Here is a 16,605-nt window from a genome sequence, read left to right on the forward strand (position 1 = left end):
GGTGAGAGGCGCCTTTACTGGCCTCGTACAGGTTCGTCGTCCATACTGCCCGCCGTGGAGCAGCGCATAGATCCGACCATCCGAACCGAGTACGCCGCCGGCACCGATCCGGCGTACATCCCCGGCCTCACGGCCCCGACGCCCCCCAGGACGGAGGAGACCGACCCGGCTCCCGGGCGGGCGGCGGAGCCGCGGCCCGGCGTGTCCGTGACGGACGACTCGGCGTCCGACGGCGATACCGGTGTCGACACCGCCACCGACGCCGTCCCCGCGAGCGGGGAGGCGCCGGGGACCGAGGAGAGGACCGGAGCCGAGGAGAAGGAGGAGAAGGAGACGGAGTCCGAGGAGCGGGCGGACGGGGCCGTCTTCGAGGTCTCCGACCGACGCGGCTCGATCACCGCGGACCGGGCGGGCATCCGGTTCCGGCTCGACGACCAGGAGGCCGACTTCCACTGGGACGAGGTCGGCGCGGTGGAGGTGAGGACCGGCCGGTTCGGGCGCAGGTTCACCGTCACTGTCCACATGTCGACCCGCCGTTGGTTCAACGCCGAGGTGGAGGCGCCGAACAGGAGCCACCTCAAGGAGTGGACCGCCGACCTCGACAAGGTGCTGGACGCCTACTTCGAGGAGAGCTGACCCGCCCGCCCGGCGGCGAGAGCTGCCCCGGCCTTCCGGCGGCGCGGGCCACGGACCGTCGGGGACCGCGCCGGGTGGGCGCCGCGCCTGCCCGGCCCGGCCGCCCGCCGGGGGTACGGGGCAGTCCTCAGGTCCTTTCGTCTGGATCAGGCCGGGCTCGCGGACTCCGGCACCGCACCTCGCGGCGTTGTCGCCGGTCGGCACGGCTCCGTCATGACTCCCCCCTCCGCCTCGCGGTACAGGCACCGGAGCCCGCTCCCTGATCCGGCATGATCCGGCCTGATCCGGACGAAGGGCCTCATCCCCGGCCGCACAGCTCCCGCTCCGCGTCGAGCGGGTCGGCCGGGAAGCGGAAGGCGGTGCGCCGCCAGGAGCCGGTGAGGTTGTGCCAGAACCGGCCCGGGGTGAGCGGATCACGGGTGGCGGCCCGCAGTTCCGCGAGCGGCCCGCAGGTCAGGGCGCGACGGGCGGCGGCGACCCGGCGGGCGTCGATTCCGGGCGGCAGCCGTACCCCCGGATCGGTGAAGTCGGCGACGATCCACGCCCGGTCGACGGGTTTGTCGTGGCCCGCCTTGGTGAAGGACGTCCGCCGGAGGTGGGCACCCAGCGGATGCGCGAGGCCGAGGGTGTCGATCGCCCGGTCGTCCAGCGGGATCACCGCACCGCTGTGGCCGAGCCGCGCCTCCGCGCCGACCAGCCGTTCCGGAATCCGGGAGGTCAGCGGCAGCGTCACGAACCGGCGGTCGTAACGCAGTTCCACCACCAGACTCCGCCGCCCGGAGGCGAGCGCCTTCGCGGTCTCGCGGGCGAACGGCAGCCGCCGCCCGCTGTGCGCGGACTGCCGTACGGGATGCGCCTCGCCCGTGGCCCGTACATAGCCGGCGTGCTCGTCGATGACCGTGGCGCCGTCCCCGCCCGACTGCGGCGGGAACCACAGCAGCGCACAGCATCCCGCCCACACCCCGACCGCCGCCACCAGTGCCCCGGTCAGGCGGGACAGCGGTACCAGGAAGACCGGCAGGAGCAGCAGGAAGAGCGGCGGCAGCAGCATCCGCCCGTGCATGAAGTCGCCGCCCACCCGGGTCACGTACAGCGCGCAGAGCAGCCCGGACAGCACGGGCGCGGCGACCACCACCGGCACCCGGGGGGCGACCCGCCCGGGAACGGTCCGCAGCCGGTCCCCGACGGCCACCACCGTCAGACAGACGACCAGCAACAGCGGCACCCACAGCCGGTACGGGCCGGTGAAGTTCAGCAGATACGCCCAGCCCCGCCCCCAGAGCGAGGTCGACGCCTCCTTCGTGATCCCGGGCAGCGGGACCAGCACCCCGTAGAACCCCGCCCGGAACACCTCGTAGCAGCAGGGCAGCGCGGCGGCCCCCGCGCACCAGCCGACGACCGTGCGCCGGCCGGGCCGGACGATCAGCCACAGTGAGAACAGGAACACCACGCTCACCGGCGTCAGGTCGGGCCGCACCAGCGGGCCGAGGCCGAACACCACCGCGCCCACGCGGTGAACGCGCGGTGAGCCGTCGTCGTACGCCCGCACGAGCAGCCACCAGGACAGCCCCAGCCAGCCGAACGTCAGACCGGTCTCCAGCCCCGACGTGCCGTAGTCCCACATGGCCCGCACCGGCAGCAGCACCAGCACCCCGGCGGGCAGCAGAAGCCGGCCGTGGCCCGACCCGCCGTATCCCGTCGCGCCGAGTCCCGCGCCCCCGTGGCCCGCCCCGCCGTGGAAGCGGCGCGCCCCGTCCAGCGCCCACAGGAATCCGGCCGTCGTGCACACCGCTCCGAGCACCACCGCCACCAGCACCGGATCGGCGCCGGTGAGCAGTCCGCCGGCCGCCACCGCCCACTGCCACAGCGTCCCGGTCGAACTCTCCACCCGCTCGCCGGTGTTCAGCACCGGACCGTTGCCCGCCAGGATCTGCCGCACGGTCCGGGTGTAGATCAGCGCGTCGTCGCCCGCCCAGCTGTGCAGCGCGCTCAGTACGGCGATCACGGCGGCAGGGACGACGACGGCGCAGGCGTTCCACACCGAGCGTCCTGCCCCGTCCGGGCGTCCTCCTCGGCGCGGCGACGGGAACGAGCGGGCGGGACGGGGCGGCGCGGGGGAGTTCCGGAGCCGGGTCAGCGGAGTGGTCATGACGACAGCACTACGTGCTGCCCGGTCGGGGCAGGAGTGTCAGCGGCGCGGTGAGGGCCACTCGGAGCGCCGCTGTCACCCGAACGGCCGGGCGCGCGACCCGCCATCGGGTGCGTGGCGGCTCCGGGTCGTCCGCTCCTCGCGCCGTCCGGCCGGGGTGGCCCGTCGCCGTCCCGGGCCGGTCGGGATGAAGAATCGGGATACGCGAACTAAGGTGCGAAATATGGCAGAGACCGCACCGGCCTCGGGCGCGGCAGGACGCGGCGCCGAGTCCGGCGACAGCCCTGACCCGCGTCGCTGGCGGGCCCTTGCCGTCTGCCTGGTGGCAGGCTTCATGACGCTCCTGGACGTGTCGATCGTCAATGTGGCGCTGCCGTCCATCCAGGAGGGTCTGCACACCCCCGAGTCCGATCTCCAGTGGGTGCTGTCCGGTTACGCCCTCTCCTTCGGCCTGTTCCTGATCCCGGCCGGGCGGCTGGGGGACGCACGGGGGCGGCGGCTGGTGTTCATGGTGGGGCTCAGCCTCTTCACGCTGTCGTCGGCGGCGTGCGGGGCCGCCCAGTCGAGTCTCTGGCTGGTCGTCGCCCGACTGGTCCAGGGGGCCGCGGGCGGCCTGATCTCGCCCCAGATCTCCGCCCTGATCCAGCAGCTGTTCTCCGGCCGTGAGCGCGGCCGCGCCTTCGGCATGTTCGGCACGGTGGTCGGCATCTCGACCGCCGTCGGACCGCTGCTGGGCGGGCTGCTCATCCAGGCGGCCGGGGCCGAGGAGGGCTGGCGCTGGGTCTTCTACGTCAATCTGCCGCTCGGCGCCGTCTGCCTGCTGCTGGCCAGGAAGCTGCTCCCGGACACCCCGTCGGCGGGCCATGTGCGGCTGCGCGATCTCGACCCCGTCGGCGTGCTGCTGCTCGGTACCGGCGTGCTGGCGCTGCTGCTGCCGTTCGTGCAGGCACAGCAGTGGAAGGGCAACGGCAAGTGGCTGCTGGTGCTGCTCGCCGCGGCCCTGCTGACCGCCTTCGTCGCCTGGGAGACGAGGTGCGGCGGACGCGGCACCCAGCCGGTCCTGAACATGTCGCTGTTCCGGGTCCGTTCGTACTGGCTGGGCTGTCTGCTGATCCTGCTGTACTTCGCCGGGTTCACCTCCATCTTCTTCATCACCACCCTCTACCTGCAGAGCGGGCTGCACTACACCGCGCTCCAGGCCGGTCTCGCCATCACCCCCTTCGCCGTGGGGTCAGGCGCCGCCGCGGGCGTCGGCGGCCGGCTGGTCGGCCGGTTCGGCAGGCCGCTGGTCGCCATCGGCCTGGTCATGGTCGCCGTGGGGCTCGCCGGGACGGCGCTCGCCGTCCATCTGGTGGCCGGCCGGGGCGTCGGCTGGGCGATGGCGGCGCCGCTGCTCGTGGCGGGTCTGGGCAGTGGTCTGGTCATCGCCCCGAACCAGACGCTGACGCTGTCGGAGGTGCCGGTGCCCTCGGCGGGCTCGGCCGGGGGCACGCTCCAGACCGGCCAGCGGGTCGGCTCCGCGATCGGTATCGCGGCGGTCGGCTCGGTGTTCTTCGCCCAGCTCGGCCGGGGCGGCTGGTCCACCGCCTACGACCACGGGCTCATCGTCTCGGTCGGCTTCGTGATCGCCGGACTGATCGTCGCGCTGGCCGATGTGGTGGCGGACCGGCGGGGCAGGAGCCGTGGGAGCCGTGAAGAGAAGGCCGACGCCTGAGGATGCCCGGCCGGCCCGCGGTGACCCGGGCGCCGGGAGGGCCGGCGCACCAGGGCGGACCGGCGGCCGGGACACGACGAGGAGGCGGGTGGGACGGCGGGCGACGGGACGACGACAGGACGAGATGAGCCGAGACGAGGAGACCGCGATGACACGTTCCACCGACAGCGGGCAGGGCGACGGCAACACCGAGTACGGCCGCAAGGCGTTCAAGCGCTCCCGGAGCCACTTCGCCGACCGCGTCACGGCCGACGGCCGGGACGGCTGGCCCGTCGAGGCGGGCCGCTACCGGCTGGTCGTCAGCCGGGCCTGCCCCTGGGCGAGCCGCGCCCTCGTCTCCCGGCGGCTGCTCGGCCTGGAGGACGCCCTCCCCCTCGCCGTCGCCGACCCGGTCCAGGACGACCGCAGCTGGCGTTTCACCCTGGACGAGGGGGGCCGGGACCCGGTGCTGGGCATCGCGTTCCTGAGCGAGGCGTACGACGCCCGGGAGCGTGACTACCCCGGAGGTGTCAGCGTGCCCGCGATCGTCGACGTACCCAGCGGGAAGCTCGTCACCAACGACTACCAGCGGATCACCCTGGACCTGGCGACCGAGTGGACCGCCCTGCACAGGCCCGGGGCGCCCGACCTCTACCCGGAGCCGCTGCGCGACGAGATCGACGAGGTCATGGAGGGGATCTACCGGGACGTCAACAACGGCGTGTACCGGGCCGGGTTCGCGACGGACCAGGCGGCGTACGAAGCCGCGTACCACGATGTGTTCCGCCGCCTCGACCTGGTGTCCGAGCGCCTCACCGACCGGCGTTACCTGGTGGGGGACACCCTCACCGAGGCCGACATCCGGCTCTTCACCACGCTGGTGCGCTTCGACGCCGTCTACCACGGCCACTTCAAGTGCAACCGCAACAAGCTCACCGAGGACCCGGTGCTGTGGGCCTACGTCCGCGATCTGTACCAGACCCCCGGGTTCGGCGACACGGTCGACTTCGACCACATCAAGCGGCACTACTACCAGGTGCACACCGGTATCAACCCGACCGGGATCGTGCCGGCCGGACCCGACCTCTCCGGCTGGCTGACCCCGCATCACCGGGAGGACCTGGGCGGCCGTCCGTTCGGGGACGGCACTCCGCCGGGGCCCGTACCGCCCGCCGAGGAGATTCCGCCCCAGGGCCGTCCCTGACCGCTGCCGACCGGGGAACGGTCATTGGCCAGAGGGCTGCTCTGTGACCTCGGTCATGCGAGGAGGGAAGCTTTTCGGCCATGCTCGCTGTGTAGTCACGCCACCTCGTTTCGGTGATGATCATCCGGGGAAACCGTGCCATCGGCTGTCATCCGGGGAAATGGGGTGATCTTCCGGCCGTTACGGGAACATCCCAGGTCGGTGCCACGCTGATCTGCTGAGTTCCGTATCGGATGTGCTCCGGTCGCACCGGATGATGCGGATCGGGCGCGGGAGCGTTCTCCGTGGAGAGCGGGAGTCACTGAGTTCCGTTCGGGCGCAAGGGCGGTTTCACGCCACAGGTTGGCTTGCATGATGGACTTCGAACGCGTGGCCGGAACGCGGTCGGCATAATCGCGGTCATGCCGATCACGGGTGGAGACGTCACTGACCTGGGCCGGGGCCTGTACGCATGGCTGCCGCCGCGACGGGGCTGGGGTCTCGCCAACTGCGGACTCCTCGTGTCGGACCGCGGGGCACTGTGGATCGACACCCCCTACGACCCGGCCCTGGCGGGACAGTTCCTCGCCGAGAGCGCCGAACGGCTGCCGGCCGGCGTCGGTATCGACCGGATCGTCGTCACCCACGCCAACGGCGACCACTTCTGGGGCGCGGGCGTGCTCCCGGACGCGGAGATCATCGCCACCCGCGAGGCCCGGGAACACATCCACTACGAACCCACCCCGCGGCAGCAGCACGCGCTGGTGACGGGCAGCGATCCCGCCACGCCGCTGGGGGACTACCTGCGCCGCCACTTCGGTACGTTCGACTGGTCGGACACCGAACCGGTGCGGCCGACCACGTACTTCACCGGCGAACTCGAACTCACCCTGGGGGAGTACCCGGTCCAGGTGACCGCCCTGGCCCCGGCGCACACCACCGGCGATCTCATCGTCCACCTGCCCGCGCAGCGCGCCGTGTTCAGCGGCGACATCATCTTCGGATCGACCGCGCGGATGCCGGGCGACCACCCGGTGCACTGGGCGGGCCCGCTGGACAACGTGATCGCGGCCTGCCACCAGGTGCTGGCCACCGGCGCCGAGGTGATCGTCCCCGGCCACGGTCCGGTGCTCGGTCCGGCGGGGGTGCGCGAGCACATCGGCTACCTGGAGTACGTGCGCGAGCGCGCCCACGCCCTCCACGCGGCGGGCGTGCCCGCCCAGGAGGCGGCGCGCCGGGTGATCCGCGAGGGACGCCACCCCGAACTCGGTCTGCCGGAGCGACTGGTGGTCACCATCGGCGCCGAGTACCGGGCCCTGGACGGTTCCGAACTGCCCGGAGTGCTCCAGGTGATGACCGAGGTCGCCACGGTCGCGGGCGAACTGGAACGGCCCGCCGCGACGGACCCGGCGTAGCCCGTGCCGTCACCACGGACCGACGTGACGCGGCCGGCCCGGTGCGGTCCGGCGGGTCCCCGGTGGCGCGGCGGGGCCCGGCGAAGACCCGACAGGCCCCGACAGCCCCTGACAAGAGAGGTGCGGTGAGTCGGCATGGCATGGATCGTTGCGGTGGTCGTCGTGGCCGTGGGCGTGGCCGTCATGGCCCTGCTCCGGGCCCAGCGCGCCAAGCGTGACGCGTACGCCTCGTCGGCGCGCGCCGAACTGGCCGAACGGCAGGCCAGGACCGCCGAGGCCCGCACCGAATCGCTCGCCGACGAGATCCGGCAGCTCGCCCGCAAACGGATACCCGCCGCCGCGCTCGCCCTCTCCCACTCCTCGGCGCCCGTCCCCGGACTGCACGGAGCCGCGGATGTCGACGGCGGCCCCGCGCGGCTGCTGACCGAGGCGGTCGAGGCCGCGCGCACCGCCGTCATCGAGGAGCGCCAGCGCGTCGACGCGGCGGCCAGGGCCGCGATGCGCGGAACGGCCGCCAAGATCCAGTCCCTGCTCAACCAGTCCCAGCAGCTGCTGCACGAACTCCAGCACGAGTACGACGACCCGCGCATCCTCCAGCTCGACTTCCGCAACGAACTGGCGCTGCGCCGCACCCAGGCCACCGCCGTGCTCTGCGACGCCTGGCCCGGCCTGGCCCGGCAGAGCTCACCGCTGGTCGAGGTGGTGCTCGGCGCCCAGTCCCGGGTGGCCGGATACGAGCGGATCAAGATCGCCAACCATCTGCGCGACGAACGGCTCGCCCTGGTCGCCCGCGCCGCCGAGCCGCTGGCCATCGCCCTCGCCGAACTCCTCGCCAACGCCACCGCCTACTCGCACCCCGAGACCGACGTGCCGGTGACGGTGCAGCAGAGCGGCGGCAGGGGCGCCCTGATCGTCGTGGACGACGCGGGCATCGGCATGGACGACGACGCCCTGGTACGGGCCCGTGCGCTGCTCGCGGGCCCCGAGGAGGTGCTGCTGACGGAGCTGGGTGACCCGCCGAGGACCGGTTTCGCCGTGGTCGGGCGGCTCGTCGCCCAGTACGGCTTCAGCTGTCACATCGAAGCCTCGCCGTACGGGGGGATGCGGACGATGCTGCGGATACCGGCCCATCTGCTCACCGTCGTGGACGACGACCGCGCCCTGTCCGCGCTCGCGCCGAAGCCGATGCACGCGTACACCGCCACCACGGTCGCACCGGTGTCCGGCCGGGTCGCGCCGACGCGGCCCGAGCCCACTTCCTCCGCTGCTCCCGCTCCCGCGCCGCCGACGCCCGAGCCTGCTCGCTCCTCCGCTTTGCCTCCCGCGCCGCCGACGCCTGAGCCTGCTCGCTCCTCCGCTCTCCCTCCCGCGCCGACGCCGCCCTCCGAACCCGCTTCCACGTCCGCGCCCGCGCCCCCGTCAGCCCGGACGGCGTCCACCGCCGTGCCCGGTCCGGACGCGGACCGCGGTCCCGCTCCGCTGCCCAGCAGACGGCGACGACAGCCCCGTACCGCATCCGCGCCGGCGGCCGAGCGGGGGGCCGCGCCATCGGCGGCGGCCCCGCAGGACCCGCCGGCCTCCCGCACCCCCGAACAGGCCGGAGCGTCCTGGACGGCGCTCCAGCAGGGCACCCTCGACGGCAGGAAAGCCGGAGGCCCGGCCACCACCCCCGGTTCCGCCGCGGAACCGGACGATCAAGGAGACGACGCGACGTGAGCACTCCCCCTCCCACCACCGCCGACCTCGCATGGGTGCTCACCCCGCTGCTCGAACTGCCCGGTGTCCAGCACGCCGTGGTCGCCACGGGTGACGGACTCGTCGAGGGCGCCTCGCCCGGCCTGGAGCGGGCCTCCGCCGAGCGGGTCGCCGCCATGACGGCCACGGTGCACGCGGCGGCCCGCGCCTTCACCACGGCGTTCACCGACGTCGAGACGCCCCGGCTGGCCCAGACCGTGGTCGAGTCCGACCTCGGCTTCGCCGTCGTCGTACCGGCGGGCAAGAACACCACGCTCGCCCTCTTCGCCACCCCCGACGCCCAACTCGGGAACATCGCCTACCAGATGCAGGTCCAGGTCACCGCTCTGACCCGGGCGATGAACGCCCCCACCCGTCTGCCGGACGCTGCCGCCCGGCCATGACCCCCGGCCCAGGGCGCCGTCTGATTCCCGCCTACCTCGTCACCGGCGGCCGGACCCGGCCCGCCGGTCCCGCGCTCGACCGGCTCGCCGTTCTCGTCCGCACCGGATCGGAGCTGCCCCAGGACACCGGGTCCGACCAGCGCAGACTGTGCGAGCTGCTGGAACCGGGCGCCCTCACCGTCGTCGAGTGCGCCGCCCACCTGGAACTGCCGGTCAGCGCCACCGTCTTCCTGGCCACCGATCTCGCCGCCGCCGGACATCTGCACACCCGACCACCGATCCCCAGCGCCGGGGAGCTCGACCGGTCGATCGTCGAGAGGCTTCTCGTTGGACTCCGCTCCCTCCACTGACCGGACGGGCATCGGCTACCTGCCGAGCACGGCCCAGACCCTGATGAAGCTCGTCGTCACGGGGCCGTTCGGCGTGGGCAAGACGACACTGATCCGTACGCTGTCCGAGATCGCCACGCTCCACACCGAGGAGGCGATGACCCAGTCCAGCACCCTGCTGGACGACACCGCCGGGCTCCCGGACAAGACCACCACCACGGTCGCCATCGACTTCGGTCGGCTGACCGTCCCCGAAGACCTCGTGCTCTACATGTTCGGCACCCCCGGGCAGGAACGGTTCTTCCCGCTCTGGGAGGACATCGCGCGCGGCGCCCTCGGCGCACTCGTGCTCGTCGACACCCGACGGCTCGGTGATTCCTTCGCCGTCATGGACATGGTCGAGGAGCAGGGGCTGCCGTACGCCGTCGCCGTGAACCGCTTCCCGGACGCCCCGGCCCACACCGACGAGGTCCTGCGCCGGCACCTCGACCTGCACCCCTCGACGCCGCTGGTGCAGTGCGACGCCCGCGCCCGCGGGGACAGCGTCGACGCGCTCATCGCCCTCGCCGAGCACGTGCTGACCCGCCTGCCCCAGCCCGAGGACCCGTCATGACACCGCACACCTTCCCGCTCCGGCCCCTCGCGCTGTACGGCCCCGACTTCGCGGCGGACCCGCAGGGGCACTACCGGCTGCTGCGCGAGCACGGTCCGCTCGCACCCGTCCGGATCGCCCCCGGCATCGAGGCGATGCTCGTCACCGACTACCAGGCGGCCGTCGACCTGCTGCGCGACCCCGACACCTTCACCAAGGACCCCCGTGCCTGGCAGGCCACCGTCCCCGCGGACTCGCCCGTCCTGCCCGTGCTGGGGTACCGGCCCACCGCGCTGTTCAGCGACGGCGGGACGCACGCCCGCTACCGGGGCGCCATCAACGACGGTCTCGCCCTCATCGAACCGCACATCCTGCGCGCCCAGGTCGCCCAGGTCGCCCAGCAACTCATCCGTGAGTTCGCCGCGACCGGAACCGGTGACCTGATCGGCCAGTACGCCCGGCGGCTGCCGCTGCACGTCTTCAACACCTGGTTCGGCGTACCCCCCGAGGACAGCGACCGGCTCGTCGCGGGCATCGCCGGGATGATGGACTCCGTCGAGGGCGCCCCCACGGCGTACGCCGACCTCGTCAGTGTCGTCACCGCGCTCGTCGCCGACCGGCGCGCGCACCCCCGCGACGACCTCACCTCGTACTTCCTCGCCCACCCGGCCGCCCTGGGCAACGACGAGACGGTGTACCAGATCTCCCTCACCACGATCGCGGGCCATGAACCCACCACCAATCTGATCGGCAACGCCCTGCTGCGCATGCTCACCGACTCCCGTTACGCGGGCTCGGTGCACGGCGGCGCGATGACCGCGCGGGAGGCGATCGACGAAGTCCTCTGGCAGGACCCGCCCCTGGCCAACCTGTCGGCCCACTACCCACGTCACGACACGGAACTCCACGGCGTCCCGCTGCGCGCGGGACAACTGGTCCTCGTCTCCTACGCGGCGGCCAACACACAGTCGGGGAGCGCCCCCACGGACCCCGGGGTGCGCTCGGGAGCCGGTGCCCATCTGGCCTGGGCGGCCGGCCCGCACCGCTGCCCCGCCCAGCAGCCGGCCCTGCTGATCGCGATCACCGCGATCGAACAGCTGACCAGTCACCTCTGTGACGCGCGCCTCGCCGTCGACCCCGACGACCTGCTGTGGCGCCCCGGCCCGTTCCACCGCGCGCTGGTCCATCTGCCCGTGGCCTTCACCCCGTTGGACCCCGACCTGACCATCGACGTGGAGAACGCGGACCGGGCCCCGCACCCCGACTGACCGCGCCCACGGCAACGCTCTTGCCCGTCCGACCGTGTCGCTGGTACGCCGAACGGGTGAGGAGCGAGAGAATTGCCCGATGAACAGTGAGAGCGGCCGGCGCACAGCCAACCGGCGGACGGACGGGGTGGCGCAGTGAGCAGGTACGACAGGTACGACGCCACCGACGAACAGTGGGAAGGGCTCGCCCAGGTCGTACCGCTGCGCGGCCGCAACGAATGGCCGTCCAGGGTCGACCACCGGGCGGTCCCCGACGACCGCGACGCGGTGGACCAGCGGCGGCTCGTCGTGCTGCGGGTCCAGGTCTTCGCGGACGCCCGGGAGGTGGCCGAGTACCTGGTCGCGCAGATCCCGGTCCTGCTCGACCTGACGAGCGCGGAGTCCGACGTCGCCAAGCGCATCCTGGACTTCAGCAGCGGTGTGGTCTTCGGACTAGGCAGCGGGATGCACCGGGTCGACCGGAACGTGTTCCTGCTCGCGCCGGTCGGCATGGAGGTCGAGGGAGCCGAGGCGACGGCCGTACCCCGATCGTAGGAAGGTCTCCCAGAGGGAACGGTTCGCCGGGCACGGGGGTGCGTACGGTCCGCACATGACCGCACTCCCCAGCACGTCCACGCCTTCCGGGGCGGCCCCCTCGCACCCCCGGACCGCGCCGCCCGCCGCCCGGCCCGTCGTGACCGAGCTGCGGCTCTCCGCGTTCGCCACGCACCGCGCAGCCGTCTTCCCGCTCGGCCCGCTGACCCTCTTCGCGGGGGCCAGCGGCAGCGGAAAGTCCACCGCGCTGGCGGCCTACGAGGCACTGGCCGCGCTCGGCGCGGGGGAACCGCTGGAGGAGGTGTTCCCCGACCCGCTGCGGTGTGTGCCGGAGCGGGCCGGGCTCGACGCGCAGGGGCGGCGCGGCTTCCGGATCGGCTGCACCGTGGACGGCCCGGCCGGACCGGTCAGGCTCGACGTCGCGGTGCAGACGACGCCCCGGCTCCGCATCGTCGGCGAACGGCTGACCGGGGGCGGCGAGACGCTGCTGACCACCGCGCTGCGTGATCCGGCGCGCTCCACGGTCCAGGCCGCCTGGCACACGGCGGGCACGGTGCCGGTGACGCGTGCGCCGCTGCCGGACGACCTGCTCGGCACGGCCCTGGTCCCGCTGCGGGTCGCGGGCCGGACGGAGGGGCAGTTACGGGTGCTGGCGGCGGCCGAACAGACCGTGGTGGCCCTGCGATCGGTCTTCGCCTGCGATCCCGTACCACGTCTGATGCGGGCACCCGTGCCGGCCGGGGAGGGACGGTTGCGCCGGGACTGCGAGAACCTGGCCGACGTCCTGAACCGGACCCACGGCCAGTGCGCGCGACGGCACGCCCGGCTGGTGGCGACGGCCCGCGCGGGCTGCGCGGGACCGGTGTCCGCGCTGACCGTCGAACAACTGGTGGACGGCAGACTGCGGGCACTGGTCGGCCGTGACGACGGCCGGGCCACGCCCCTGGGACACCTCGGCGACGGCGAGCTGAGGTATCTGGCGCTCGCGCTGGTGCTGCTGACGGGGCCGAACGTGCTGGCCATGGACAACGCCGTGGAGGTCCCGGCGGCCTGGCAGACGCTCACCGTGCTGGCCGACGGGCTCGACCGCGACCTGGACGGACGGCAGGTCCGGGAGCTGCTGGCGCTCGCCGCCACCATCTGCGGGGACGGTCACATCCGACTGGTCGGAACGGTCGGCGGGACGACGGCCGGGTGGGCCCGTGAGACCGCCGGAGTGACGGTGGTAGACCTATGAGCGTGACAGAACTTGATGTGAGAACACTCCAGCGGCGGCTGGCCGCCTTCGCGGCGGCCCGGGACTGGGAACCCTTCCACACCCCGAAGAACCTGGCCGTGGCGCTGAGCGTCGAGGCATCCGAACTCCTTGAGATCTTCCAGTGGCTGACGCCCGATGAGTCGGTGCGGGTGATGGAGGACGGGGAATCGGCGCACCGGGTGGAGGACGAGGTCGCGGACGTACTCGCGTATCTGCTCCAGTTCTGCGAGGTGCTGGGCATCGATGCGCTGGCCGCGCTGGCGGCGAAGATCGAGCGGAATGAGGGGCGTTTCCCGATCCCGGCCCGCTCTGAACCCCAGATCGGTCACTCTTCGGAGTGACCGGCTTGTTCACAACTCTTCGGGTGTCCACAGATTCCCGAATTCCCCTGGTCTTTCGGTACCGGCTACCTCACTGTGGGTAATGGATGAGGTGAACGGTTTGTCGTACGGACGGGGGTGACGTATGGAAGCGGAGCGGCTTGTCGGGGTGAGCCGACGCGCTCTGGCGGATTGCCGGGGAGCCCTGGAGACCCTGACGGAGGCATGGCAGGCGCAGGCGCTCGCCCAGGCGATCGGCGGCCGGCTGGCGTTGTGCGGGCCGCCGGAGCTGCGGGGCGAGGCGTTCGGCCTCGACGAGACCGGTGGACGGGGCGGCGGCGGGTCCTTGGACCACCCGGTGGTCGGGCCGGGTGGAGCGAGGGCCGCCCAGCTCTCGGAGGTCGCCGACCCCCGGGCGACGCTCACGGCGCTCGGGGAACTGCTGGGGGAGGTCGGGACCGCGCTGGTCGCAGTGGCCTGCGCCACGGACGAGGAGGGGTACTACTGGCAGTCGATCGAGGCGATCGACGCCGCCGACGAATCGATGGACCGGGTGCACGGAATGCTCCGGCGCCTGGCCGAACGGGACCGGGGGCGCGACCGGGACCGGGAGAGGAACCGCGTACGGGACCGGGATCAGGCGCGTGGCGGAGGGCTGCCGCGAGCCGGACCTGACCCTGGCGGCGGGGAGGAGGCCGGTCGGCCCGGCGGCGCGGGAAGCTCAGGTGCCGGGCCGGGTGCGGTGCGCGGTGGGTCGGACTCCGCTCCTGGGACGGGGGCGTCATGACGGTCATGAGCGTCGTGGCCGCCGTGCCGACCGTGGCCGCCATCGCAGCCGCGGCCGGCATGGCCGCTGAGGCCGCAGTGGGCGTGGTGAGCGCGGTGAGCTCGGCGGACATGGCGATTGTCGTGATCACCATGACTGCTGTGATCACCGGGCGCGCCGCTCTCATGCCGAGCCGTGTGTCCGGTGTGTCCGGCGCGGTCGGCGCGGTCGGCGCGACCGACGTCATCCGTCTCCGGCGGTCATGGCCGGATGGGCGTCCGGCCACGGAAGGTGCAGGATGGACGCATGGATCTTCGAATCTTCACCGAGCCCCAGCAAGGGGCGAGCTACGACACCCTGCTCACCGTCGCCAAGGCCACCGAGGACCTGGGGTTCGACGCCTTCTACCGTTCGGACCACTATCTCCGGATGGGCGCGGGAGACGGCCTGCCGGGCCCGACCGACGCCTGGATCACCCTGGCGGGGCTGGCGCGCGAGACCAAGCGGATCAGGCTCGGGACGCTCATGACGGCAGGCACCTTCCGGCTTCCGGGCGTGCTCGCCATCCAGGTCGCGCAGGTCGACCAGATGTCGGGTGGCCGCGTCGAACTGGGCCTCGGAGCGGGCTGGTTCGAGGAGGAGCACAAGGCGTACGGCATTCCGTTCCCGAAGGAGAAGTTCGGCCGGCTGGAGGAGCAGCTGGCCATCGTGACCGGTCTGTGGGCGACCGAGGTCGGCGAGACCTTCAGCTACGACGGTACGTACTACCAGCTCACCGACTGCCCGGCGCTCCCCAAGCCCGCCCAGACGAAGGTTCCGGTGCTGATCGGCGGCCACGGCGCGGTCCGTACCCCGAGGCTGGCCGCGCGGTACGCGGACGAGTTCAACATCCCGTTCGCGTCGTTGGAGGACAGCGAGAAGCAGTTCGGCCGGGTGCGCGAGGCGGCGAAGAAGGCCGGACGGGCCGAGGACGACCTGGTGTACTCCAGCGCCCTGGTGGTCTGTGTCGGCAAGGACGACGCCGAGGTGGCACGCAGGGCCGCGGCCATCGGGAGGGACGTGGCCGAGCTGAAGGCGAACGGGCTGGCCGGATCACCGGCCGAAGTGGTGGACCGGATCGGGCAGTTCGGCGCCATCGGGGCGTCCCGGATCTACCTCCAGGTCCTCGACCTCCACGATCTCGACCATCTGGAGCTGATCTCGTCGCAGGTCCAGTCCCAGCTGAGCTGACGGACCGGAGCAGCGGTGCGTCCGGACCGGCCGCTGGCGGCGGCGCTCGCGGCGGGGCCCGTGCTGCTCGACGGCGGGCTCTCCAACCAACTGGAGGACCAGGGCTGCGAGCTGACCGACGCCCTCTGGTCGGCGCGTCTGCTGGCCGACGATCCCCGGCAGATCGAGGCGGCCCACGCGGCCTATGCGCGGGCGGGTGCGCGGGTGCTCATCACGGCGAGCTACCAGGCGACGTTCGAGGGCTTCGCGCGTCGTGGGACCGGTCCGGCGGAGGCGGCGCGGCTGTTCGGCCGCAGCGTGCGGCTGGCGCGGCGGGCCGGTGCGGCGACGGACCACGAGGTATGGGTCGCGGCTTCGGTCGGGCCGTACGGGGCGCTGCTCGCGGACGGCAGCGAATACCGGGGCCGGTACGGGCTCTCGGTGCGGGAGCTGGAGCGCTTCCACCGGCCCCGGATCGAGGCGCTGGTCGCGGCCGGCCCGGATGTGCTGGCGCTGGAGACGGTGCCTGACGTCGACGAGGCGGAGGCGTTGCTGCGGGTGGCCGAGGAGTACGGGCTGCCGGTCTGGCTCTCGTACACCGTGGCGGACGGCCGGACCCGGGCGGGCCAGCGGCTCGACACCGCGTTCGGCCTGGTCACGGGGCACGACCTGGTGATCGCGGCCGGTGTGAACTGCTGCGCCCCGGCGGAGGCGGACCGTGCCGTGGAGGTCGCGGCGGAGGTGACGGGCGGGCCCGTCGTCGTCTACCCGAACAGCGGGGAGCGCTGGGAGGCGGGCGGCCGGGGCTGGGTGGGGGAGAGCACCTTCGAGCCGGGACGGGTGCGGGCCTGGCGAGCGGCCGGCGCCCGGCTGGTCGGCGGCTGCTGCCGGGTCGGCCCCGACCGCGTCGCGGAGCTGGCCGCACTGCTCGACGCCCCGGGCGGCCCGGCGGGCGCGACGCGTCCTCCGGAGCGGGGCGTCGTGACGCGGAGCCAGTGACGCGGAGCCAGCGACGCCGAGAACCATGGCGCGCGTGGACCGGCGGCACGAAGGGCCGGAGCACGAAGGGCCGGAGCACGAAGGGCCGGGGCACGAAAGGACCGGGGCACGAAAGG

At 73.0% G+C, this 16,605-nt stretch carries 16 protein-coding genes; 15 read left to right on the forward strand and 1 reads right to left on the reverse strand.

Translation table 11 applies throughout. From position 1 onward, the window contains the following. Nucleotides 1-54: 54 nt before the first annotated feature. Nucleotides 55-636: a hypothetical protein gene (locus tag PZB75_RS25280; protein ID WP_275537591.1), complete on the forward strand. Its 582-nt coding sequence runs from the start codon at nt 55-57 to the stop codon at nt 634-636. A 298-nt stretch (nt 637-934) separates the two neighbouring features. Here the strand turns inward: PZB75_RS25280 and PZB75_RS25285 are convergent, their stop codons facing one another. After that, on the reverse strand, nt 935-2,785 hold the full coding sequence (locus tag PZB75_RS25285) for a hypothetical protein (protein ID WP_275537592.1): 1,851 nt from the start codon (nt 2,783-2,785) through the stop codon (nt 935-937). A gap of 223 nt (nt 2,786-3,008) precedes the next feature. Between PZB75_RS25285 and PZB75_RS25290 the strand changes: the two genes are divergently transcribed. From PZB75_RS25290 to mmuM, 14 genes are all read left to right on the forward strand, one after another. After that, complete coding sequence (locus PZB75_RS25290) at nt 3,009-4,499, forward strand: MFS transporter (RefSeq protein ID WP_275537593.1); 1,491 nt, start codon at nt 3,009-3,011, stop codon at nt 4,497-4,499. 148 nt (nt 4,500-4,647) lie between these two features. Continuing rightward, entirely contained in the window at nt 4,648-5,682 is a 1,035-nt protein-coding gene (locus PZB75_RS25295) for a glutathione S-transferase C-terminal domain-containing protein (protein WP_275537594.1), read from the forward strand. Nucleotides 5,683-6,083: 401 nt separating this feature from the next. Continuing rightward, the gene (locus PZB75_RS25300) at nt 6,084-7,076 is read left to right on the forward strand and encodes an MBL fold metallo-hydrolase (protein WP_275537595.1); all 993 of its coding nucleotides are present in this window, start codon (nt 6,084-6,086) and stop codon (nt 7,074-7,076) included. 135 nt (nt 7,077-7,211) lie between these two features. Further along, the gene (locus PZB75_RS25305; protein WP_275537596.1) at nt 7,212-8,792 is read left to right on the forward strand and encodes an ATP-binding protein; all 1,581 of its coding nucleotides are present in this window, start codon (nt 7,212-7,214) and stop codon (nt 8,790-8,792) included. After that, nucleotides 8,789-9,214: a roadblock/LC7 domain-containing protein gene (locus PZB75_RS25310; RefSeq protein WP_275537597.1), complete on the forward strand. Its 426-nt coding sequence runs from the start codon at nt 8,789-8,791 to the stop codon at nt 9,212-9,214. Before PZB75_RS25305 ends, PZB75_RS25310 begins: the two co-directional genes overlap by 4 nt. Beyond that, entirely contained in the window at nt 9,211-9,564 is a 354-nt protein-coding gene (locus PZB75_RS25315) for a DUF742 domain-containing protein (RefSeq protein WP_275537598.1), read from the forward strand. Before PZB75_RS25310 ends, PZB75_RS25315 begins: the two co-directional genes overlap by 4 nt. Next, entirely contained in the window at nt 9,542-10,156 is a 615-nt protein-coding gene (locus PZB75_RS25320) for an ATP/GTP-binding protein (RefSeq protein ID WP_275537599.1), read from the forward strand. Before PZB75_RS25315 ends, PZB75_RS25320 begins: the two co-directional genes overlap by 23 nt. Further along, complete coding sequence (locus PZB75_RS25325) at nt 10,153-11,403, forward strand: cytochrome P450 (protein WP_275537600.1); 1,251 nt, start codon at nt 10,153-10,155, stop codon at nt 11,401-11,403. The genes PZB75_RS25320 and PZB75_RS25325 overlap by 4 nt, the downstream gene beginning before the upstream one ends. Nucleotides 11,404-11,538: 135 nt before the next feature. Further along, nucleotides 11,539-11,937 (forward strand): cell division protein SepF, encoded by a 399-nt coding sequence (locus PZB75_RS25330; protein ID WP_275537601.1) that lies wholly within the window; start codon nt 11,539-11,541, stop codon nt 11,935-11,937. A gap of 55 nt (nt 11,938-11,992) precedes the next feature. Further along, nucleotides 11,993-13,174, forward strand: a complete 1,182-nt coding sequence (locus PZB75_RS25335) for an ATP-binding protein (RefSeq protein WP_275537602.1) — start codon at nt 11,993-11,995, stop codon at nt 13,172-13,174. Nucleotides 13,175-13,176: 2 nt separating this feature from the next. Beyond that, nucleotides 13,177-13,536 (forward strand): nucleotide pyrophosphohydrolase, encoded by a 360-nt coding sequence (locus PZB75_RS25340; protein WP_275537603.1) that lies wholly within the window; start codon nt 13,177-13,179, stop codon nt 13,534-13,536. 124 nt (nt 13,537-13,660) lie between these two features. After that, nucleotides 13,661-14,302, forward strand: coding sequence for a DUF6099 family protein (locus PZB75_RS25345; protein ID WP_275537604.1), 642 nt, complete (start codon nt 13,661-13,663; stop codon nt 14,300-14,302). A 285-nt stretch (nt 14,303-14,587) separates the two neighbouring features. Continuing rightward, nucleotides 14,588-15,511 carry an LLM class F420-dependent oxidoreductase gene (locus PZB75_RS25350; protein WP_275537605.1) on the forward strand — a complete coding sequence of 308 codons (924 nt, stop codon included), beginning with the start codon at nt 14,588-14,590 and terminating at the stop codon, nt 15,509-15,511. A gap of 15 nt (nt 15,512-15,526) precedes the next feature. Further along, nucleotides 15,527-16,489, forward strand: a complete 963-nt coding sequence (gene mmuM / locus PZB75_RS25355; protein ID WP_275537606.1) for a homocysteine S-methyltransferase — start codon at nt 15,527-15,529, stop codon at nt 16,487-16,489. Nucleotides 16,490-16,605 lie beyond the last annotated feature (116 nt).

This window comes from Streptomyces sp. AM 4-1-1 (assembly GCF_029167625.1).
In the GTDB taxonomy this organism is placed as follows: domain Bacteria; phylum Actinomycetota; class Actinomycetes; order Streptomycetales; family Streptomycetaceae; genus Streptomyces.